At 30.0% G+C, this 22,405-nt stretch carries 22 protein-coding genes and 1 other annotated feature; of the genes, 13 read left to right on the top strand and 9 right to left on the bottom strand.

What is annotated here, in order from left to right; genetic code table 11:
• Positions 1-16 precede the first annotated feature (16 nt).
• From DWZ53_RS02885 to DWZ53_RS02865, 5 genes are all read right to left on the bottom strand, one after another.
• Positions 17-811, bottom strand: a complete 795-nt coding sequence (locus DWZ53_RS02885) for an ABC transporter ATP-binding protein (RefSeq protein WP_118431828.1) — start codon at positions 809-811, stop codon at positions 17-19.
• Positions 812-1,735, bottom strand: coding sequence for an ABC transporter permease (locus DWZ53_RS02880; protein WP_118431827.1), 924 nt, complete (start codon positions 1,733-1,735; stop codon positions 812-814).
• Between the two features lie 9 nt (positions 1,736-1,744).
• Positions 1,745-2,725: an ABC transporter substrate-binding protein gene (locus tag DWZ53_RS02875; RefSeq protein ID WP_118431825.1), complete on the bottom strand. Its 981-nt coding sequence runs from the start codon at positions 2,723-2,725 to the stop codon at positions 1,745-1,747.
• Positions 2,726-2,763: 38 nt separating this feature from the next.
• Positions 2,764-2,960: a binding site (T-box leader), on the bottom strand.
• A 48-nt stretch (positions 2,961-3,008) separates the two neighbouring features.
• Positions 3,009-3,800 carry a ZIP family metal transporter gene (locus DWZ53_RS02870; protein ID WP_118431823.1) on the bottom strand — a complete coding sequence of 264 codons (792 nt, stop codon included), beginning with the start codon at positions 3,798-3,800 and terminating at the stop codon, positions 3,009-3,011.
• Between the two features lie 72 nt (positions 3,801-3,872).
• Positions 3,873-5,123, bottom strand: coding sequence for a hypothetical protein (locus DWZ53_RS02865; RefSeq protein ID WP_118431821.1), 1,251 nt, complete (start codon positions 5,121-5,123; stop codon positions 3,873-3,875).
• Between the two features lie 124 nt (positions 5,124-5,247).
• On the opposite strand from DWZ53_RS02865, the gene pnp reads away from it, so the two are divergent.
• Positions 5,248-7,386: a polyribonucleotide nucleotidyltransferase gene (gene pnp, locus DWZ53_RS02860; RefSeq protein ID WP_118431819.1), complete on the top strand. Its 2,139-nt coding sequence runs from the start codon at positions 5,248-5,250 to the stop codon at positions 7,384-7,386.
• Positions 7,373-7,924, top strand: coding sequence for a nucleoside triphosphate pyrophosphatase (locus DWZ53_RS02855; RefSeq protein ID WP_118431817.1), 552 nt, complete (start codon positions 7,373-7,375; stop codon positions 7,922-7,924). The genes pnp and DWZ53_RS02855 overlap by 14 nt, the downstream gene beginning before the upstream one ends.
• A 28-nt stretch (positions 7,925-7,952) precedes the next feature.
• On the opposite strand, the gene DWZ53_RS02850 is transcribed toward DWZ53_RS02855, so the two are convergent.
• Positions 7,953-8,366: a hypothetical protein gene (locus DWZ53_RS02850; protein ID WP_118431815.1), complete on the bottom strand. Its 414-nt coding sequence runs from the start codon at positions 8,364-8,366 to the stop codon at positions 7,953-7,955.
• A 47-nt stretch (positions 8,367-8,413) separates the two neighbouring features.
• Here DWZ53_RS02850 and DWZ53_RS02845 point away from each other — a divergent pair, with 47 nt between their 5' ends.
• From DWZ53_RS02845 to DWZ53_RS02825, 5 genes are all read left to right on the top strand, one after another.
• The gene (locus tag DWZ53_RS02845) at positions 8,414-9,472 is read left to right on the top strand and encodes a protein kinase (RefSeq protein WP_118431813.1); all 1,059 of its coding nucleotides are present in this window, start codon (positions 8,414-8,416) and stop codon (positions 9,470-9,472) included.
• 84 nt (positions 9,473-9,556) lie between these two features.
• Positions 9,557-9,778, top strand: coding sequence for a hypothetical protein (locus DWZ53_RS02840; protein ID WP_118431811.1), 222 nt, complete (start codon positions 9,557-9,559; stop codon positions 9,776-9,778).
• Positions 9,779-9,795: 17 nt separating this feature from the next.
• Positions 9,796-10,155, top strand: coding sequence for a hypothetical protein (locus DWZ53_RS02835; protein ID WP_118431809.1), 360 nt, complete (start codon positions 9,796-9,798; stop codon positions 10,153-10,155).
• Between the two features lies 1 nt (position 10,156).
• Entirely contained in the window at positions 10,157-10,678 is a 522-nt protein-coding gene (locus DWZ53_RS02830; RefSeq protein WP_118431807.1) for a hypothetical protein, read from the top strand.
• A 130-nt stretch (positions 10,679-10,808) separates the two neighbouring features.
• Positions 10,809-11,927, top strand: coding sequence for a 6-phosphofructokinase (locus DWZ53_RS02825; protein ID WP_118431805.1), 1,119 nt, complete (start codon positions 10,809-10,811; stop codon positions 11,925-11,927).
• A 29-nt stretch (positions 11,928-11,956) separates the two neighbouring features.
• Here DWZ53_RS02825 and DWZ53_RS02820 read toward each other — a convergent pair whose 3' ends face one another.
• Entirely contained in the window at positions 11,957-12,841 is an 885-nt protein-coding gene (locus DWZ53_RS02820; protein WP_118431803.1) for a MurR/RpiR family transcriptional regulator, read from the bottom strand.
• 155 nt (positions 12,842-12,996) lie between these two features.
• Here DWZ53_RS02820 and DWZ53_RS02815 point away from each other — a divergent pair, with 155 nt between their 5' ends.
• From DWZ53_RS02815 to DWZ53_RS02790, 6 genes are all read left to right on the top strand, one after another.
• On the top strand, positions 12,997-14,409 hold the full coding sequence (locus DWZ53_RS02815) for a glycoside hydrolase family 1 protein (RefSeq protein ID WP_118431801.1): 1,413 nt from the start codon (positions 12,997-12,999) through the stop codon (positions 14,407-14,409).
• 94 nt (positions 14,410-14,503) lie between these two features.
• Positions 14,504-15,010, top strand: a complete 507-nt coding sequence (locus DWZ53_RS02810; protein WP_118431799.1) for a nitroreductase family protein — start codon at positions 14,504-14,506, stop codon at positions 15,008-15,010.
• Between the two features lie 60 nt (positions 15,011-15,070).
• Complete coding sequence (locus tag DWZ53_RS02805) at positions 15,071-15,544, top strand: LURP-one-related/scramblase family protein (RefSeq protein ID WP_118431797.1); 474 nt, start codon at positions 15,071-15,073, stop codon at positions 15,542-15,544.
• Between the two features lie 64 nt (positions 15,545-15,608).
• On the top strand, positions 15,609-16,883 hold the full coding sequence (locus tag DWZ53_RS02800; protein ID WP_118431795.1) for a uracil-xanthine permease family protein: 1,275 nt from the start codon (positions 15,609-15,611) through the stop codon (positions 16,881-16,883).
• Between the two features lie 113 nt (positions 16,884-16,996).
• Positions 16,997-18,886 (top strand): molecular chaperone HtpG, encoded by a 1,890-nt coding sequence (gene htpG, locus DWZ53_RS02795; RefSeq protein WP_118431793.1) that lies wholly within the window; start codon positions 16,997-16,999, stop codon positions 18,884-18,886.
• 73 nt (positions 18,887-18,959) lie between these two features.
• A complete protein-coding gene (locus DWZ53_RS02790) occupies positions 18,960-19,496 on the top strand; it encodes a nitroreductase family protein (RefSeq protein ID WP_118431791.1) in 537 nt (178 codons plus the stop codon).
• A gap of 25 nt (positions 19,497-19,521) precedes the next feature.
• On the opposite strand, the gene DWZ53_RS02785 is transcribed toward DWZ53_RS02790, so the two are convergent.
• Positions 19,522-20,577 carry a hypothetical protein gene (locus DWZ53_RS02785; protein ID WP_118431789.1) on the bottom strand — a complete coding sequence of 352 codons (1,056 nt, stop codon included), beginning with the start codon at positions 20,575-20,577 and terminating at the stop codon, positions 19,522-19,524.
• Between the two features lie 97 nt (positions 20,578-20,674).
• On the bottom strand, positions 20,675-22,345 hold the full coding sequence (locus DWZ53_RS02780) for a Na/Pi cotransporter family protein (RefSeq protein WP_118431787.1): 1,671 nt from the start codon (positions 22,343-22,345) through the stop codon (positions 20,675-20,677).
• Positions 22,346-22,405: the final 60 nt, after the last annotated feature.

Genomic DNA, 22,405 nt, shown 5'->3' with positions numbered 1-22,405 from the left:
AACAGTTTAAACTGTTCTATCCAAGTAACATACGATCATTAGTGAATTCTTCACCACTTGCTTCCTCAAATTTGTGTAATAAGTCTTCAACTGTCAATTGCTGTTTTTCTTGTCCTTTTACATCATAGATAATATGACCGTTATACATCATGATAAGACGATTACCCACTTCAATAGCGTCTTTCATATTATGAGTAACCATTAACGCTGTTAGATTTTGTTTAGCAATAATATCCTTAGTTAAAGTTAATACTTTTGAAGAAGTGGCTGGATCAAGTGCTGCAGTATGTTCATCTAAAAGTAAAAGTTTTGGCTTTTGTAAAGTAGCCATTAATAGTGTTAAAGCTTGTCTTTGTCCACCGGAAAGTAAACCTACTTTACTTGTTAAACGATCTTCAAGACCTAATCCTAAAGTTTTAACTAATTGATAATATTCTTCTTTTTCTTTTTTGTCTACACCCCATGCTAAACCACGGTGTTGACCACGTCTTTTAGCAAGTGCTAAGTTTTCGATGATTTGCATATCACCAGCAGTTCCAAGCATTGGATCTTGAAATAAACGACCAATTTTTTTTGCACGCTGATATTCTGGCTGTAGAGAAATATTTTCTTGATCAAGGATGATTGTTCCACAATCTAATGGATGGAGTCCAGAAATAAGATTTAATAATGTGGATTTACCAGCACCATTTCCACCTATGATGGTAACAAAATCTCCTTCATTTAGCTCTAAATTAATATCATCTAATACTTTCTTTTCATTAACAGTACCAGCATTGAATGTTTTACTTACATGTTCTAGTTTAAGCATTTAATCCAACTCCTTTCCTGTTAATTTTTTGTAAAGACTGACTTGCTTTCTTTTTGATATCATAATTGGAATAGTCAGCGCAATTGCAACAATAATCGCTGTTAATAATTTTAAATCATCAGTGTTTAAACCTAATTGTAAAACAACAGCTACAATCACACGATAGATAATCGATCCAATAACAATCGACACTAAGCGTAAACAAAACCCGCCTTTTTTACCACTGAAAATAACTTCTCCAATAACAATTGAAGCTAAAGCAATGACGATAGCACCTGTTCCAACACGTACATCTGTTGCTTGTCCATATAAAGCATAAAGTCCACCTGAAAGACCGACTAGACCATTAGAAATCATTAAACCTAATAATTTCATGGTATCAGTATTAATTCCAAGAGCTCTGGCCATTTGTTCGTTATTTCCGGTAGCACGAATTGATGAACCGATTTCAGTTCCAAAGAACCAATAAAGTAAACCAATAAAAATAATCACAAATATAAGTGAAATAATAAGGGCGATGTAATATTTATTGATTTGTAATGATAATGATAAATCTGTAAATAATGTATTTGCAGTTGTAAGTGGTAAATTAGCTCTACCAGACATAATTCTAAGATTGATTGAATAAAGACCAATTTGTGTCAATATTCCTGCTAAGATAGCTGGTATTTTACATTTTGTATGTAAAATACCTGTAATAGCTCCAGCAATAAATCCTGAAATAATCGCTGCTACAATAGCCAGTAGGGGATGAACCCCGTGCAATACACAAACGGCACAAATGGCACCACCTGTTGCAAATGATCCATCTACTGTTAAATCAGCAATATCTAATAAACGAAAAGTAATATAGACACCTAAAGCTAAAAAGCCCCATATTAAACCTAAATCAACGGCACCTAAGTAAGTATAAAATAATCCCATTTTTAACTCCTATTCAACAAATGTTGCATTTGGATAATCATCTTTATTGATGTTAATACCACATTTTTGTGCAACTTTTAAATTAATAATCATTGTACATTCATTCACTTTTAATTTAGCAATAGCAGTATTACTAGCAGTCTTTTTACCTTTTAAAATATTTAAAGCTTGTTTTCCTGCAAGTTTTCCTAAGTTTTTATAATTGATACCATAAGTAGCAAGACCTCCAGCTCTTGTCATTCCTTCTTCACCAACAATACAAGGAATTTTAGCAGGAGATGTAACAGCTTCAACACTGCTCATATACGTAGCTAGTAAATTATCTGTTGGAATATAGACTACATCCATTTTATCATTAACAATTTGACTTGTTACAGCTTGAATATCATTTGAATCAGATACTTTATAAATTTTATATTGGTATCCCTTTTTCTTAGCTGCCTGTTGGGCAATTTTTCCTTGATAAATAGAGTTGTCTTCACTACCACAATACATAATAGCTACTTTTTTAGTATTAGGTAATAATTTACTCATTAAATCAAATTGTTCATTAATTGGTGTTAAATCACTTGCACCTGTCACATTTCCACCTGGTGTTTTATTGCTTTTAACAAGTTTTGTACTTTGATAATCAGTGACAGCACATCCAACGATTGGTAAATCACTTGTAGCTGATGCTGCAGCTTGAAGTGCTGGTGTAGCGATAGCATAGATTAAATCGTTACCACCATTGACAAGTTTATCTGCAACAGTTGTACAGTTTGACTGATCACCCGCAACTTGGTAATCAATGTTAGATTCTTTAACACCGGCTTTAACTAAAACTTCTTTGAAACCTTCATATGACGCATCTAAGGCATCGTGTTGCATTAATTGAACAACACCAATTTTTGCTTTTGATAAATCTTTTGCTTGTCCTGTTTCACTTGCAGAATTACATCCTGTTAAAACAAGCATACATGCAATAAGTAATGCAGAAATTTTTTTCATTATTTTTCCTCCCTCATCTATAAACAAAAAAACTCACCTAAGAGGGCGAGTTGTCGCTATACCACCTCAATTACCATACTGGCAGTTGTGTATGCGAGATAACGGATCAACCGAAAAAGCCTTATCAACTTTTCAACTCCATGGTGAATTCTTTTTCTTTATGCGCATTGTTTGCACCACCCACAATGTCTCTAGTGCCTCAAAGAAAAATACTATTTCATTTCATCGTTTTTTTGTTTTTAAGATATATTTATGATACGAGAATCTATACTTTTTGTCAATATTATCCAAGACAAATATCAAGAGTCATCATGATAATAAAACCCACCATAAAACTCATTGTTCCGACATCAATTTCTTTAGTTGCATTGGCTTCGGGGATGAGTTCTTCAATACATACAAAAATCATGGCTCCCGCAGCAAAAGATAAAGCAAAAGGAAGAATAGTTCCCATCATTTTCGCAAAGCTATAACCGATTAATGCACTGGGTATTTCCACCAGCGCAGAAAGTTGTCCATAAAATAATGATTTGCTTTTAGAAATACCACATTGATGCATAGGTAAAGAAATAGCCATACCTTCAGGAAAATTTTGAATGCCAATACCAATTGATAAAATAATAGCACTTAATAATTGTTGACCATTACCAGCAAAAGCAACACCAACTGCTAGACCTTCAGGAATATTATGAAGTGTCATTGCCAACATTAATAAATTTGTTTTTGATAAATGAGAATCTTTTAAGCCTTCTTGATGATGGGATATAAGATGTTCATGAGGCAATAATAAATCACACAGTCTTAAAAATAAGCCACCTAGTAAAAATCCAAGGGGAATAATAAGAAGAAAGTAAGTAGGTTTATTATCTAACTCATTGATTGCTGGTAAAATAAGCGAAAAAAAAGAAGCAGCGACCATAATGCCAGCAGCACTTCCTAAAGAGATACTGACTAATTTTTGGCTTTCTTTTTTTATAAAAAAAACAATAGTTGATCCTAAAAATGTCATAAACCAGTTAAAAAAAGCCATAACAAAGACAAATAGATAAGGATAGCTTACAAATAGTTCTTTCATTGAATCCCTCCATTATAATGTATGGCTTTTTTATTATCTTTTTTGGGCTTAAAAAAAAGAGACCGAAGTCTCTTAATGATTAATGAAATCATAGTCACTTTCATCTAGTTGAATTAAAATAGCTTTGTATGTTAAACGTTGTTTTTTACTGTCGTATGTAGGAATGATAGTATATTTGACTTCATCATGTCTTTGTACATCTTCATCATAAATGTAATCTGCTTGTCTAAAGAAGATAGGTTCATCTTTTGATGAAAGACTACCATATTGATTTTGATCATTGTAATGAATAACACGACCTTTATAACGCTCAACATATTGATCTAGATGAGACATAATAAGATTATACATTTCATCATATAAATCACTGGCAGAATGATTTTGATATTTACTTGCGATTGTTAAATCACATGATAAGTTATTTTCATCAGAAAGTTTTTTGATAAATGAATCAACAATTTGAATAAGCAATTCATTATTTGTTTGGTCTGTTGCTTCTTTTAAACGTTTATATAAATCTAAGTATTTAATATCATATCCGTTTTCAAAAAATTCATAAAGTAAATATGTATTGGCTTTTTTTATTTCATTTAATGAAGCATGGATACGGTATAAAACTTCGTAGAAATTTACACCACGAATACGATTATGTAAAGAAATAAACTCACGATTGGCTTCTTCATAATTTTTTAATTCTAATTGAGAACATCCTCGATAATATTTAATCCATTGCAATGCATTATAATGCCATTTTATTTGTAAAGCTAAAGCTTGATTTGCTAGTTCAACACAGCGATGATATTCTTTTAATTCAAATGCTGCTCTAGTACATAGACGATAATATCTTTCTTTACGTGATTCAAATTCTCGACCTTCATCATTAACGTAAGGTTTATCTGATAATAAAGTAGGATTTAATTGATCATACATTTTTAAGACAAGTTCATAGTTAACTGGATTTTGATTTAAAGCATATTTAACAACACGATTGACTGTTGATTCTACAGGAGAATATTTTTCTTGTTTACATAAGTCTAATATTTCTTCAACAATACTAAAGAAAAGACTTTCTTTTTCTTTAATTTGTTCATCAGATATATTAACAAATTTGTTGTAAAGAGCATAACCGTATTGATTAATGTATCCTTTTAACTGAGGGGACATAGATAAAAAAGTTTTACCAACTTCAATAGCCTCATCATTTTGATCATTGTTTTTTAATAATTTCATATAATCATTTGCTTCATATTCATTAAATGAAGCAGGATCATTATCTAATTTACCTTGATAATATTGAATACTTTTTAATTCTTTTTCGTTCATAAAATTCACCTCATGTTCTATTATAACATTTATTTGTGTCATTTCCATCTAATAGGTAAGAAAATGTTTTGTAATGTTGACAACTGTGTTATAATAGAACAGAAATTTAATGAGGTGAAAATGAATGAGTAAACAAGTGTTTAGTATGGATTTTTATGGTAAAAATCTAAGTGTTGAAATTGGAGAATTAGCTAAACAAGCTAATGGTAGTGTTTTAGTAAGATATAATGATACCGTTATTTTATCAACTGCTGTTGCTGGTAAAGAACCTAAAGATGTTGATTTCTTTCCTTTAACAGTTACATATGAAGAAAAACTATATTCTGTTGGTAAAATTCCAGGTGGATTTTTAAAAAGAGAAGGTCGTCCTAGCGAACATGGAACATTAACAGCAAGAATGATTGACAGACCAATCCGTCCTTTGTTTGCTGATGGATTTAGAAATGAAGTTCAATGTGTTAATACAGTTTTATCTGTTGATCAAAATGCATCTCCAGAAATGGCTGCTATGTTAGGGGCTTCACTTGCACTTTGTATTTCAGACATTCCATTTAATGGACCTATTGCTGGTGTTAATGTAGGTTTAATTGATGGTGAATTTACAATTAATGCAGGTCCTGAAGCAATGGAAAGAAGTTTAATTAACTTAGAAGTTGCGGGAACAAAAGATGCTATTAATATGGTTGAAGCTGATGCAAAAGAAGTAGATGAAGATACAATGTTAGATGCTTTAATGTTTGGACATGAAAAGATTAAAGAATTAATTGCTTTTCAAGAGCAAGTTGTTGAAGCGTGTGGAAAAGAAAAAATTGAAATTCCTTTATTTGAATTAGATGAAAGCCTAGTTCAAGAAATTACTGATTTGTGTAATGATGAAATGGTAGCGGCTGTATCTATTCCTGGTAAATTAGAAAGATATGCTGCTATTGATGAAATCATGGATCGTGTAACAAAACAATATGATGAAAAAGAATATGCAGATGAAGATACAAAAGCATCTGTTATGAAACAAGTTGGTATCATTTTACATGACTTAGAAAAAAATGAAGTTCGTCGTTTAATTACAGAAGAAAAAGTAAGACCAGACGGTAGAAAAGTAGATGAAGTTCGTCCTTTAAATGCTCAAGTTGATTTATTACCTAGAGTACATGGTTCTGCATTATTTACAAGAGGGGAAACTCAAGTATTATCAGTATGTACTTTAGGAGCAATGGGAGAAGTTCAAAAAATAGATGGTTTAGGTCTTGAAGATCAAAAGAGATTTATGCATCACTATAATTTCCCACCTTATTGTGTAGGTGAAACAGGAAGAATGGGTGCTCCAGGTCGTCGTGAAATTGGACATGGAGCATTAGGGGAAAGAGCCTTAGCTCAAGTTATACCTGATGAAAAATCATTCCCATATACTATTCGAGTTGTTTCTGAAGTTTTAGAATCAAATGGTTCAAGTTCACAAGCTTCTATTTGTGCATCTTCAATGGCTTTAATGGCTGCAGGGGTACCAATTTCTAATCCTGTATCTGGGGTTGCCATGGGACTTGTAAAAAAAGGTGACGATTATACTATTTTAACTGATATTCAAGGTATGGAAGATCATTTAGGTGATATGGACTTTAAAGTTGCCGGAACTAAAAATGGTATCTGTGCTTTACAAATGGATATTAAAATAGATGGTATTACAAAAGAAATTTTAAAAGAAGCGTTAGCTCAAGCTAAAGTTGGACGTGCTCAAATTATGGATTGTATGTTAGGGGCTATTGCTGAACCTCGTAAACAATTATCTAAATATGCTCCTAAAGTTTATACAATGCAAATTCATCCAGATCAAATTAGAGATGTTATTGGTCGTGGTGGAGAAACAATTAATGAAATTATTGAAAAAGCACATGATGTTAAAATTGATATTGAACAAGATGGTACAGTTGTTATTTACCATAGTGATCAAGAAGCTATTGATATTGCAGTTGATTTAATTACTAAAATTGTTAAACGTGCTGAAGTCGGTGAAGTTTATGATGGTAAAATTGTGCGTGTAGAAGATAATTATGCCTTTGTTAATTTATTTGAAGGTACAGATGGATTCTTACATATCTCTGATTGGGCACATGAAAGAACTTCATCTATGAAAGATGTTGTTAAACTTGGTGATGTTGTAAAGGTTAAAGTGACAAAAGTTGATGATAAAGGTAAAATCAATGTATCTCGTAAAGCATTAATGCCAAAACCAATAAAAAAAGAAGAAAAGAAAGATGAAACAAAGTAAAATCATTCTTGCGAGTAGTTCGCCAAGAAGAAAAGAATTATTTGAAAAATATCATTTAAATTATTCTGTTGATTTTGTAGATACTGATGAAGTGTTAGATGAAAATCTAACACTTTTCAAACGTTTAGAGAATATTGCTATTCAAAAAGCAAAACCTTTACAAGAAAAATATACACATCATACTATTGTTGCAGCTGATACTATGGTCACTTTCAATCAAGAAATGTTAGGAAAACCTAAAGATCGTAGTGATGCAAAAAGAATGCTTCAAATGTTATCTGGGCATAAACAAACTGTCATTACTGGGGTTTGTGTTATTAAAGATCAACATATAGCAAGTTTTAGTGATGCAACTGATATATTATTTAAAAAATTATCTGAAGAGGAAATTGAAAACTATCTAGATACCAATGAATGGGAAGGTAAAGCTGGTGCTTATGCCATCCAAGGGAAAGCAAGTCAGTTTGTAGAAAACATTGATGGTGATCTGGAAAATGTTATCGGATTACCTATGTATAAACTTTTAAATTATCTATAGAAAAAGATTCCACATATTGTGGAATCTTTTAGTCTTTAAGAGGTTCAAACCCTTTTTCATAAAGTTCAATATTAACTTGTTCTATTGTTTGTTTTTTTAATAAGCCTTTTAACATAATTAAGTCTCTACCATTGAGGGCATATAAATCACCTGCGTTATTTAAAGAAAGAAGATGACTTGTTTCTTTTTGTGATAGTCCCATAGCAAGGGCTAAACGATAAATTTTATCTTTTGCATTCTTACCTTTTTCGCCCCTGATAATCTTATATCCATAAGTTCTTTCTAATCCTGATTTTTTAATGATATCTGCTTCTTTTAAATTGTATTTCTTTAATAAATAATGAATATATTGTGAAAAATCCATATTATGTATTTGTTTTAATAATTCATCAATATCTGTTTCATTTTTTAATGCATTTTCTATTTCTTCTGTTAGAATCATATTATCACCTTAAAATATGATATACTAATTGATAAGGAGATACAAGCATGACAACGTTAGAATTAGAAATAATAAAAGAAACACCAACTAAAAGAATTACTTTGGTTAGAGAATTAGACAAAAGAAATATATACATAAAAAAAGAATTAAGAAATTATAATAAAGAATTATGGTATAAGTTACAACAAATTAATATACGGGGGATACCACGTATTTATTCTATTCAAGAAAATGATGGATGGTTAGAAATTATTGAGGAATATATTGTAAGTGAAACATTATATGATTATTTAAATCATCATGGTAAATTCAGTAGCGAGGAAGCTTTTCAAATTATCAATCAATTATGTGACATATTAGCTGTTTTACATCAGCAAACACCTAAAATTATCCATCGTGACATTAAACCTAAAAATATTTTTTATGATGGAAAACAAGTATATTTGTTTGATTTTGATATTGCTAGAGAGTATGAAGAAGGTCAAAAAAGAGATACAGTTTATTTGGGAAGCAAGGGTTATGCTTCTCCTGAACAGTTTGGTTTTTTACAAACTGATGAAAGAAGTGATATTTATTCTTTAGGTGTCCTATATCATGTTTTACTTACTTGTCAATTACCTCAAGAAAGTGAGTACCATGGTTATGAGGAATTATTGATTAAAAAGATGATAGCAATGGATCCACAAGCACGTTATCAAACAATAAAAGAGGTTCAAACAAAACTAAACCATCTACACCAACATCATTTACCACAAGAAAACAAAGAAGAAAAACGTTGTTATACATTACCAGGATTTAGAAGTCATAAACCATGGAAAATGATTATTGCACTTATCTGTTATATTTTAATTGCTTATGTTATTGTCGAATTTGATGTGGTTGATCCAATGACACCGTATGATGGTATTTTATATCGATTAATGCTTATTGCAATGAGCATCATTACGATTTCTTTTGCAACAAATTATCTATCAATATGGAAATATGTGCCCGGTATTCATGTTCAAAATCGTTTTCTAAGAATGTTGATGATTATTCTTTCTTGGCTTGTTATGATGTTTATTATTTTTATACTTGCTGTTATTATTTTTACTATTTTAATGTAATGTGTGCCCCATGGGGGCACCTTTTTTATTTTATAAGAGATTATATTATAGATGTAGTCTATTTCTATTAAAGGAGATGATCAGATGAATATCAAAGAATATAGTCAATATAGTGTATCTGGAAAAATTTTATATCTTGCTTCATTATTTAATGGGATTAAAGATCATTTAAAAATATTAAGCGAAAAAGAAGAATTAACTTGTATAGAATCTCAATTGTTTACTATATTAAATGATTTAGAGTTTGGTACTAATGAGTTATGTAATCTGTATGAAATAATAGAAAAATCTGAATCAGTGAAATAGACGGGAAGGGGAAAAATATGAAAATATGGAAATTAGTTGCAGGAATTTTATCTATTATTATAAGTGTAATTGTATTTTTTCAATCAGCACTTGTAGGAACTGCCAACACGCTTTCAGCAAATGGTGAAGTTGGAGGTAGTGCTGGGTTATTTGTCGCTGTCTTTATGCTTGCAGGAGGAATTGTTTCAATTGTAACGAGAAACAGTGAGAAAAAGGGTGGTAATATCGCACTTATTGTTTTATTTTTATTAGCTTCAGTATTAGGATTTACTTTAGCGGGGAGCTATGGTGATCTTACAATTTGGGCAAGCTGGTGCTTAATAAATTTAATTTTAGCTATTGTGTCATATGTAAAAATACAGAAAGGAAATAGGTAATATGAAAAAGTTAGCAAAAAGTATACTGGTTTTACTTTTATCACTTTCTATGTGTGCATGTTCTAGTTCTTCGAGTGTAAGTAAAAAAACAAGTTCTCAAAAGAAAACAGAAGAAAAGCAAAAAGAAAAAATATATACGACTGGAGAAACTGTTACTTATACAAAGAATAATAAGAATTTAGTCAAATTTACGGTCGATTCTGTTCAAGCAACTGATGAACGCAATGAATTTGAAGAATCTAATCCAGCGCAAGTTATCATTATTAAATATTCTTATGAAAATTTAAATGATGATGATGAAGTATATTTTTCAAGTATAAATTTTAAGGTTGTTGATGAAGGTGGAAATGTATGTGAAAGTTATCCAGCTTCTTTAAATGTATATCCACAGCAAGCACCTAAAGGAACAAAAAGCGAGGGTGAAGAAGCTTATGGATTAAAGCAACAAAGTTCTAAAGTTAAATTTATTGTTGATTTTGATTTTACAGGAACAAAAGCGACATATGAATTACCTATTCAATAAATAAAATGCGCCCATAGGGGCGTTTTTTGTTATATTTTTGAAAAATAAGCGAAATAATGTAAACGGTACCATTTTTTTATTGTTTTTTTATAACATAATATTTATAATTAATATTATGGAGGTGCTTAGTATGGACAAAAAAGTAAAGAGAATTGCCTTATTATCAGGTGGAGGAGATTGTCCGGGTTTAAATGCAGTTATTCGAACAATTACAAAAACTGCAATTTCTAAATATGGTTATGAAGTGATTGGCTATGTTTATGGATATAGAGGTTTATATAATAATAATTATGTTGAATTAACTGAAGAAAGCGTAGAAGATATTTATAAAGAAGGGGGAACTATTTTATATAGTTCTAATAAGGATAATTTATTTGACTATTTAGTTGATGATGGTCATGGCGGAAAAGTAAAAAAAGATGTTTCTGATGTGGGGGTAGAAAATCTTAAAAAAGATGGTGTTGATGTACTTGTAGTCTTAGGTGGAGATGGAACACTTACAAGTGCAAGAGATTTTTCAAGAAAAGGTGTAAATGTTATTGGTGTACCTAAAACAATGGATAATGATTTAGCAAGTACAGATGTAACTTATGGCTTTATTTCAGCTATGTCTGTTGGTACTGAATTTATAGATCGTTTACAAACAACAGCAAAATCACATCATCGAGTTATCTGTTGTGAATTAATGGGAAGAGATGCTGGCTGGATTACTTTATATGCAGGACTTGCTGGTAACGCAGGTGTTTGTTTAATTCCTGAAATTCCTTTTACCATTGAAAATATCGCTAAAGCAATTAAAAAACGTGATGAAAAAGGATTGCCTTATACAGTTGTTGCAGTTGCAGAAGGTGCTAAGTATGCAGACGGTACAAAAGTTATTGGTAAAATTGTAGATGATAGTCCAGATCCAGTACGCTATTCTGGTTTAGCAGCAAAAGTGGCTGATGATTTGGAAAAGGTGATTCCTAATCATGAAGTACGTTCTGTAAATCCAGGACATATTATTCGTGGTGGTGATATTACAGCTTATGATCGTATTTTATCTATTCGCTATGGTGTAGCAGCTGTAGAACTTATCAATGAAGGTAAGTTTGGTAATGTTGTTACAATTAATGGAGATAAAATGGGATATACTTCATTAGAAGAAGTTATTGGTGCTGCTAAAATTGGCCAACAAAAACATGTTGATCCTCATGGAGAATTAGTCAAAGCTGCAAAAGCTATTGGTATTTCATTTGGTGATGAATAATAAAACAAACGGACCTGTAAAGGTCCGTTTTAGTCATCAAAATCATTGATAGGGCTATGTAAAGGGTGACGTACGTCATTTTCTTTATCATAGCTAATTTTATTTTTTATGTTATTATCATAATCTTTTTTAAATATACAAGAAAAGATAACATTAAGAATATATTCCATAGATGTTTGTGATGCAAAAGGAGCAATTTTTGTAAAGATTTTTTCTCTTGATCCGATATTTAATATGTAGTTTGCATAGTGAGATAGACGATTATCACCTATTGAAGTTAAAATAATAATAGGTGTTTTTTTATCCTTTAATATTTTAGCAACCTTAATTAATTCATTTGTTTCTCCAGAGTATGAAATAATCATAGCTACCTTATTTGGATTAGAATTGTATGACATAAATACTTGTTCACCAGCAATCATTTTTAAATTAACATTTCTTTGGATCCTCATCATTTTATGTTGGAATGATAAAGCTGCAAGCAGTGAATTACCTGTACCATAAATATCAATATCATAATTATGATAAAGTAGTTCTACAATTTGATGTAACTGGTCAAAATCAATAAGCTGAATGGTTTCAGCAACTACTTCTTGATTTAAACTGGCTAATTTATGAACAATCATCGAATCACTGTCATTTTTACTAAAAGGAAAGTTAACATCAATCCGATTTGTATGTGCTAAGTCAAATTGTAATTCTGCTGAATATTTAATTTTAAAATCACTGTACCCTTCAAGACCTAATTTATGACATAATCTAACAATAGTGGCTGGAGAGGTATAGGTTTTTTGTGCAAGTTCTTTAATAGAAAGAGTTAATACTTTTTCTCCTTCGTTTAAAATATAGTGTGCAATTTCTTTTTCTGAATGGGAAAAGTCAAGTTCAAATTCTAATTGTGTCATTATACTCATTTTTATCACCATAATCATTATATCATGAAACAAAGTTTCATAAAACTGTTGTTTTTTAAATTAAATATGAAACAATATAAAAAGGAACATCATAGATATTTACAATTAAATTTTGATGGTTAAAATATTATTGTGAGATAAAAAAGGAGATTATTATGGAAAAAAAATTAGCTAAAGATTTTTATTGGGGTGGATCAGTTTCATCATTCCAAACTGAAGGACATCGTCATGAAGGTGGAAAAGGATTATGTGTTTATGATGTAAGACCTATGAATCCTGAATTTTCTGATTGGAATGATGCTATTGATGAATATACTCGTTATGATGAAGATATTGCATTAATGAAAGGAATGGGATTTAATTTCTATCGTTTCTCTATTTGTTGGAGTCGTATTATTCCTAATGGTACATTAGATGAACCAGTTAATGAAGAAGGAGTTAAATTTTATAGCGATTTAATTGATAAATTATTAGCTGCTGGAATTGAACCAATGATTACATTAGTTCACTTTGATATGCCATATCATTTAGTAGAAAAATATAATGGTTTTGCTTCAAGATATGTTGTTGATTGCTTTGAAAGATATGCCAAAGTATGTATTGAAAGATTTGGTGATCGTGTTAAACATTGGATGTCATTTAATGAACAAAATCTTCATAGTATGATGTTACGTGTTTCTAACGCTGAAGTTATTCCTGAAGGCGTAAGCTATCCTAAACATTTATATCAAGTTAATCATAATGTTATGATGGCTCACTGTAAAGCAGTACGTGCTTTAAGACAAATGCAACCAGATGCTAAATTCTGCGGAATGGGTGCTATTACAAACATTTATGCTTATGATAATAGTCCAGAAAATAACTTCTTTGCTACTAAAGGTTATAATTTATTAAACGGATTCTTAGTTGATACATTTGCTCAAGGTAAATATCCTGATTATTGGAATGCTTATCTTGAAAACAGAGGATGGATGCCAGAATTTGAAGAAGGCGATGAAGAATTATTAAAATACACAGTTGATTATATTGCTTTCTCTTATTATCGTTCAAATACAGTTAAAACTGGAAAATTTGATTACGAAAGACCTGCACATGAATGTGTAAATGAACAACAAATTAAAAATCCACATTGCGAAGCTAATGAATGGGATTGGGAAATTGATCCAATTGGATTCAGATGGACATTAAATGATTTACATCATAGAACTGGACTTCCAGTATTTGTTCTTGAAAATGGTATTGGATGGCGTGAAGATATGACTCAAGAAGAAGTAGACAAAATGTTAGCAGAAGGTCGTACTATTGAAGATGATTATCGTATCAATTATCATAGAGATCATATTAAAGAAATGAAAAATGCTATTTTTGAAGATGGTGTTGATTGCTTAGGTTATATTACTTGGGGACCAATTGATATCTTAGCTAGTATGTGCAATATGGATAAACGTTATGGATTTGTTTATGTTAATAGAACAAACAAAGATTTAAGAGATATGAAACGTATTCCTAAAAAATCATATTATTGGGTTAAAAAAGCATTTGAAAGCAATGGTGAAGAGTTAGACTAAAAAATAAGATATATCACTTTCATAGTGATATATCTTTTATTTTTATTTGTATTTAATTGGAGTATAATAGTTTTTGAAAAGCGAGGAATATTATATGGAATTTAATGAAGTTATTACAAATCGTTACTCATGCAAGGATTTCACTGATAAACAAATTGATGAACATCAATTAAATGAGATACTAGAAGCTGGAAGAATTGCGCCAACTGCAAAAAACTTTCAAGAACAAAAAATATATGTTATTCAATCAAAAGAATACTTAGATAAAATTGATCACTGCACACCTTGTCGTTATCATGCACCAACGGTTTTAGTTGTTGCTTATGATAAAAATCATGTTTTTAATTATCCTGGTGATAAAAGAAATTCTGGAATTGAAGATGCTTCTATTGTTGCTACTCATATGCTATTAGCTGCCTATAATGCAGGGGTAGATAGTTGTTGGATTAATTTTTTTGATCCTGAACAGTTAGCAAAAGAATTGAATCTTCCAAAAAATGAGGAAATCTTAATGATGATGGATTTAGGGTATGGTAAAGCTAAACCATTAGCTAATCACTTTTCTAGAAAAGAAATTAAAGAAACAGTTCAATATTTATAAATAATTAAGTCTATACAATGTATAGACTTTTTTATACAATAAGCTAAAGGGAGATAGTATATGAAACTGATATTTAAACAAAGATTACTCTCACTATTTGATAGTTATGATATTTATGATGATCAAGACCAAGTTGTTTTTAAGGTGGAAGGGAAATTGAGTTTTGGACATAAATTATTGATTTATAATGTTCATGATGAATTAGTTGGGATGATTAAAGAAGAATTATTGACTTTTATGCCTAGATTTGCTTTGTATAAAAATAATCAATATGTTGGTTCGATTCGCAAAGTATTTCAATTGTTTAAACCTGCTTATGTTTTAGATTATCTTAACTGGTCAATTGAGGGAGAAATAATGGAATGGAATTATGATATTTATGATGAAAATCATCAAAGAGTAGCAAAGATAGATAAAGAACTTCTACATTTAACAGATACTTATATTTTAGATGTTGAGGATTTCCAATATGCATTAGATGTTTTAATGATTGCTTTAGCTATTGATATTGAAAAATGTAGCCGACAAAAATAATCAAGAAAGTTTTAGACATTAATATCATTATTTGTTATGATATCCTAAGAAAAGGGAGAATATAATGGAAAAAAGTAAAAATTTAATTATCGATGTTAATGAAAAACCTAATGGTTTACAATGGATTTTCTTGAGTTTCCAACATGTATTTGCCATGTTTGGAGCAACCATTCTTGTTCCTATTTTGACTGGTTTTCCAGTATCTGTTGCTTTATTTGCCTCAGGTATAGGAACATTAATTTATACAATGTGTACTAAAAGAAAAGTACCAGTATATTTGGGTTCATCTTTTGCCTACATTACAGCAGTTCAATTAGCTGTAAAATCTATGGGTGGTGATGTTTCAGCAGCACAAACAGGATTAATGTTAGTTGGTCTTATTTATGTTATTATTGCAATTATCATTAAATTTGTAGGGAAAGATTGGATTGATCGTTTATTACCACCAATTGTTATTGGACCTATGATTGCAGTTATTGGTTTAGGTCTTGCCAGTAATGCAATTACTAATGCTGGGTTTGTTTTAGGTGGTGAAGTTTCTTATATGATTGTTGCCATTGTTACATTTTTAGTTGCAGCATTAGTTTCAAGTCAAGCAAAGGGATTTTTAAAGATTGTACCTTTTTTAATTGCAATATTAGTAGGGTATGTTTTATCTTTATGTTTTGGTATTGTGGATTTATCAGGAGTATCAAAAGCTGCATGGATTTCAATTCCACAATTTAAATTTCCATTCCATGTACCTGGATTTGACTCATATCATTTACACTTTGGACCTGAAACATGGGCTGTATTACCAGTTGCTATTGTTACTGTTTCAGAACATATTGGCGATCATACAGTTTTAGGAAAAATCTGCGGACTTAATTTCTTAAAAGATCCTGGATTAGATCGTACTTTGATTGGTGATGGTCTTGCTACAACTGTATCTGCATTTATTGGTGGACCTGCTAATACAACTTATGGTGAAAATACAGGTGTTATTGGTTTAACAAAAATTGGTTCTGTATATGTTACTTGTGGAGCAGCGTGTATTGCTATTTTACTTTCTTTTTGTGGTAAAATTGCAGCATTAATCAGTTCTATTCCAAATTGTGTACTTGGAGGAATGAGTATTCTATTATATGGTGTTATTGCTAGTAATGGTTTACGAATTCTTATTGATGAAAAGGTTGATTTTAGTAAACAAAGAAATCTGATTATTGCTTCAGCAATGCTTGTCATTGGTTTAGGTGGTGCGGTTTTCCCACTTGGTGGAAGTGCTACTTTATCTGGAACAGCATTAGCTGCTATTGTTGGCGTACTATTAAATTTAATTTTACCAATGAATTCTAATTAAGAACTTTTTAAAAGTTCTTTTTTATTTATAGCACTCAAGTGTTGACAGTGCTAAATAAAAGTAATATACTGTTTTTAGCAAATTTAATAGCAGAGTGCTAAAGGAGGATAATTATGGCAGAAAAAAAACAATTTAAAGCTGAATCTCAAAGATTACTAGATTTAATGGTCAATTCCATTTATACACATAAAGAAATATTTTTAAGAGAATTAATATCTAATGCAAGTGATGCTAGTGATAAATTATATTATAAAGCTCTTACAGAAAATATTTCATCTATTAATAGACAGGATTTATCTATTGATCTAGCTATTGATAAAGAAAATAGAACTCTTACAATAACAGATCATGGTATTGGAATGGATAAAGATGAATTAGAAGAACATTTAGGAACAATTGCTAATAGTGGGTCATTTAAATTTAAAAACGAAAATGATCATGATGATATAGATATTATTGGTCAATTTGGTGTGGGCTTCTATTCAGCATTTATGGTTGCAAAAAAAGTCGAAGTTTCATCACGTAAGTATGGTCAAGATCAAGGGTATACATGGGTTTCAAGTGCAAATGATGGCTATGAAATTTTTGAAACTAATGGATTATCTACAGGAACATCAATTAAATTATATTTAAAAGATAATACAGATGATGATAAATATGATGAATATTTAGATCAATATGAAATAGAAAGATTAATTAAGAAGTATTCAGATTATGTTCATTATCCAATTAAAATGGATGTGACTGTTTCTAAGAAAAAAGAAGATAGTGATGAATATGAAGATGTTGTTGAAAACAAAACACTTAACTCTATGGTTCCATTATGGAAACGTAATAAAAAGGATATTAAACTAGAAGAATATAATGAATTCTATAAAGATAAATTCAATGATTTTTCAGATCCTTTAAAAGTCATTCATACACGTGTAGAGGGTAATGTTTCTTATGATGCATTATTATTTATTCCTAGTCAAGCACCTATGAATTATTATTCAAATGATTATGAAAAAGGTCTACAACTTTATAGTCGTGGTGTCTTCATTATGGATAAAGCCAGCGATTTAGTTCCAGAACATTTTAGATTTGTTAAAGGTTTAGTTGATTCACAAGATTTATCTTTAAATATTTCACGTGAAATTTTACAGCACGATCGTCAATTAAAATTAATTGCTGATAAGATTGAAAAGAAAATTCAAAGTGAATTAGAAAATATGTTAAAAAATGACCGTGAAAAATATGAGTCATTCTTTAAAAATTTTGGTCTTCAATTAAAATTTGGTATTTATCAAAGCTATGGTATGCTAAAAGATAAATTACAAGATTTATTACTATTCTATTCAAGCAAACAAGATAAATATATTACTTTAAAAGAATATATTGATAGTATGAAAGAAGGACAAGCTGAAATCTATTTTGCAAGTGGTGAAACAAAAGAAAAAATTGCAACTTTACCACAAGTAGAAGTGGTTTTAGATAAAGATTATGATGTTTTATTCATGATGGACAATGTTGATGAATTTATGATTCAAATGATGAGAGATTATGATGGTAAAGCATTTAAAAATGTAGCTCAAGGTGATTTAAATCTTGAAACTGAAGAAGAAAAGAAAGAATTAGAAAAGATTAATGATGATAATAAAGATTTACTTACAGCTATTAAAGATTCATTAGATAATAAAGTAGTTGATGTAAGATTTACAAATCGTTTAAAATCACATCCTGTATGTTTAGTAAGTGATCAAGGTGTATCGTTTGAAATGGAAAAAGTATTGAATGCGATGCCAGAAGGTGGCGATGTTAAAGCAGGACGAATTTTAGAAATCAATCCAAATCATCCTATTTTCCAAGCAATTTCTAATGTGTTTAAAAATAAACCAGATACTATCGGTGATTATGCATCATTATTATATGATCAAGCTTTATTAATTGAAGGATTTACTGTAGAAAATCCAGTGGATTTTTCAAATAAAATTTGTGATTTGATGATTCAATTAAATAAATAAAGTGGATAAAAAACGGCTACATTGAGTAGCCTTTTTTATTAGACATTGTTATAATGGCTTTGGAGGTGCAAATATGGAGTTAAATGATATTATTAATCAGCGTAAGAGTATTAGAAAATATAAAGATCAAGATGTATCAAAACAATTAATTGATGAAATGATTCATTGTGCTACTTTGGCAGAAACATGGAAGAACAGTCAAACACCACGTTATCATGTTATCCAATCAAAAGAATTATTAAAACAATTTAAAGCACAATGTTTACCGGAATTTAATCAAAAAAATGTTGAAAATGCACCTGTATTAATTGTTTCTACTTTTGTTAAAGACCGTGCAGGTTATCAAAGGAATGGAAGCCCAGATAATGAACTCAATAATGGTTGGGGTATTTACGATACAGGTCTGCATAATCAAAATTTAATTTTAAAAGCAACTGAATTAGGCTTAGGAACATTAGTGATGGGTATACGAAATGAAAGAAGTATTCGCAAATTATTGGAGATTCCAGCTAACGAAATGATTGTTTCAGTTATTGCGGTAGGGTATAGTGATATTGATCCCCAACGTCCACCTAGAAAGACAGTGGAAGAAATTACACACTATTATTAAAAAAGAAAACTCAAAGAGTTTTCTTTTATTTTTTATAAAATTTTATGATTTTATGAGCATAATTATTTTGAGTTAAATCCAATGATGTAGTGACATAAATGATTTTATTGTGCTCTAACATGATAACCGTATCATAATGCTTTGATGAGGCAATAAGATAAGTATTTTTATTTATTGCTTTTTTTTGTCTATTATGACTGTGTTCATTTAGTAGTCGATTGAAGAAAGTTTGACTATATTGATGATTTTTTAATGTGTAAATTTCACTATGAATGATATCTTTTTGATTTGTTTCAGTGCATATTTTACCCTGAGTGAGGATACTACGAGATGAAGTATAAGTTTGGTCTTTTGACGGTGTTAAAGATAAATCATTTAAGGTAAGAATTGATGAATCAAGTGGGTGAATATCTCGTTGAAGATAATCTAAACTAAAACCAGCCAATACATAAATCAAACAAAATCCTATCATATATTTAACTTTCTTTTTATGCATGGATAATTGATTAAGTTTTTCTTTAGTGAAGTCTTGCTGTTTTAAGAATTGTCTTCTTATTTTTTCATGGACAATCCAGTTTTTATATGTGTAGTAAAGAATTGTTAAACAAATAGGTATATAGGATAGATAAAGCATGATTGAACCATTGGTAATCATGTTTTTTATTTGAATATTGGTACTAATAAAATAGGTAACGGCGAGAGAAAAAAGCAGGCTGATTGCAAAACCGGTAATTCTTGATTTAGTTTGTTCTTTAAAATAAGGAATAAAATCAGTTTCTTGATGATAACGATAAGCTAGTTTTTCTTTAGATCTAAAAACATAGATTTTCCTTACTCTTCCACAATAATCGTAACCATTTTCTAGATAAGAATTAATCATACGATCAATTTCATCTTTTTTTGGTTGTCCTTTTTTAAATAGGGCAATATCACAAACATAGTGATATTGTTGGTTATCTTTTTTTATTTTAGAAATTAAATCTAAACTATAGGGATTGTACCCTTTAACTGATAAAGTATTAAGTTTATTTTCAAATAGCAAAAATTCATCCACATGGTAATCAAAAATACGATATGACATAATCTGTCTCCTTTAAAATTATTAATTAAAACATAACAAATGTAATACTTTTCGTCAATAAAAAAGCTATAAGTTATTTTCTTATAGCTTTTACTTATTATTTTGAAAAAGCAGAATCAGGTTCGCTTGGTGTAAATGCTGCTTCTTCTAGTGCATATGATTCAGCAATATTTTGGCAATGATCACCCATTCTTTCTAAGTTTGATAAGATATCAACATATGTAGAGTTGACAAGTGCTGACTTTTCAATACCATTACTTACTCGTTGAATATGTCTTTGTTTTGCTTTTTTCGTAAAGTAATCTAAATCAGATTCTTTTTCATCAACAAAGTTAATATCATCAACTTGATGGCTATCAAAAGCACTGACAGCTTTATTGATCATTACAATAACCATATCTAACATAATGATTAAATCTTGCTTTCCTTCATTAGAAAAATCTTCTCTTTCATCAAAAATAGCTTCAACAAATTTTAAAATATTAATACTTAAATCGCCAATGCGTTCAAAATCTTTTATAGATTTCATATTGGCAAGATATTCATTAGAATCATGGTCATTAAGTTGTTCATGTGAAATTAATACAAGATATTCTGTGATTTTTTTATCTAGCAAATTAATGGCATTTTCTAACTCTAAAACACTATCTTTAGCAGTACTGCTTTTTTGTTCTAAATATGCTTTTAAAGCTTCTACTGTTTCAATTGTTATTTGTCCCATTTCAATGATTTTGCTTTTTGAAATAGCAAGTGCGTGAGAAGGAAATAATTGAACAACATTCGTATCTAATTCACTTAAATCCATTTGTAATTCTTTAGCATGATTTGGAATAATTTTTTTAATTAAAATAACAATTTTACTAATGAATGGGAAGAAGAGAATTGTTGTAGTAATGTTAAAAATTCCATGAGCTAAAGCAAGCTGTAATTCTGGCGTAATTGGAATCAATGAAGCAATCCAATTAATTAAGGATTGGAAAGGATATAAAACAATCATAAAGATTAATGATCCAACAACGTTGAATAGAACATGGAAAAAAGCAGCTCTTTTTGCAGGAATGGAACCACCGATTGAAGCGAGGATAGCGGTAATTGTGGTACCGATATTTGATCCAAATAAAAATGGAAGAGCGATATTCAAACCAATAGCACCAGCACCATACATTTGTTGAATAATGGCAATAACTGCTGCTGATGATTGAATAGCTGTAGTAAGTAAAGTTCCACCTAATAATCCTAACCATGGGTTTTGTGCTAAGTACTCTGTAACTTGGGTGAATTCAGGAACTTGAGCTATCATTCCTAAATTTTCTCCCATTAAATCTAATCCATAGAATAAACAACCAAAACCAAAAATAATTTGTCCTAAATATTTTGTCTTTTTATTTTTAGAAAACATAAGGGCAAAAGCACCAATAATAATAAAGTAAACGGCATATTTTGATACTTTTAAACCAACTAAAAAAGAGGTAATAACAGTTCCGATATTAGCACCCATAATAATACCAACTGCTTGATTTAAATTCATGAGTCCAGAACGAATTAAACCGATTGTTAAAGCGGTCGTTCCTGAACTAGATTGAATTAAGCAAGTGACAAAGGCACCAATTAATATACCTTTAAGAGGGCTAGAAGTATATCTATCAATGATATCTTTAAGTTTATCACCAGAATAACTTTTTAAACCATCCCCCATGTATTCAATACCAAATAAAAATAATCCAAGTCCAGCCAAAATTAAGGGCCAGTTAATTTGTGATAATGTCATATATTCACACTCCTATAGCATAAATATATTAGAATGTTAAGAAAGTGTAAAGAAAATCAT

Origin of the sequence: Coprobacillus sp. AF33-1AC (genome assembly GCF_003475785.1) — a bacterium.
GTDB lineage: Bacteria > Bacillota_I > Bacilli_A > Erysipelotrichales > Coprobacillaceae > Faecalibacillus.
The sequence above is the reverse complement of the archived record's forward strand: the minus strand, read 5'-3'. Positions and strand labels throughout refer to the sequence as shown.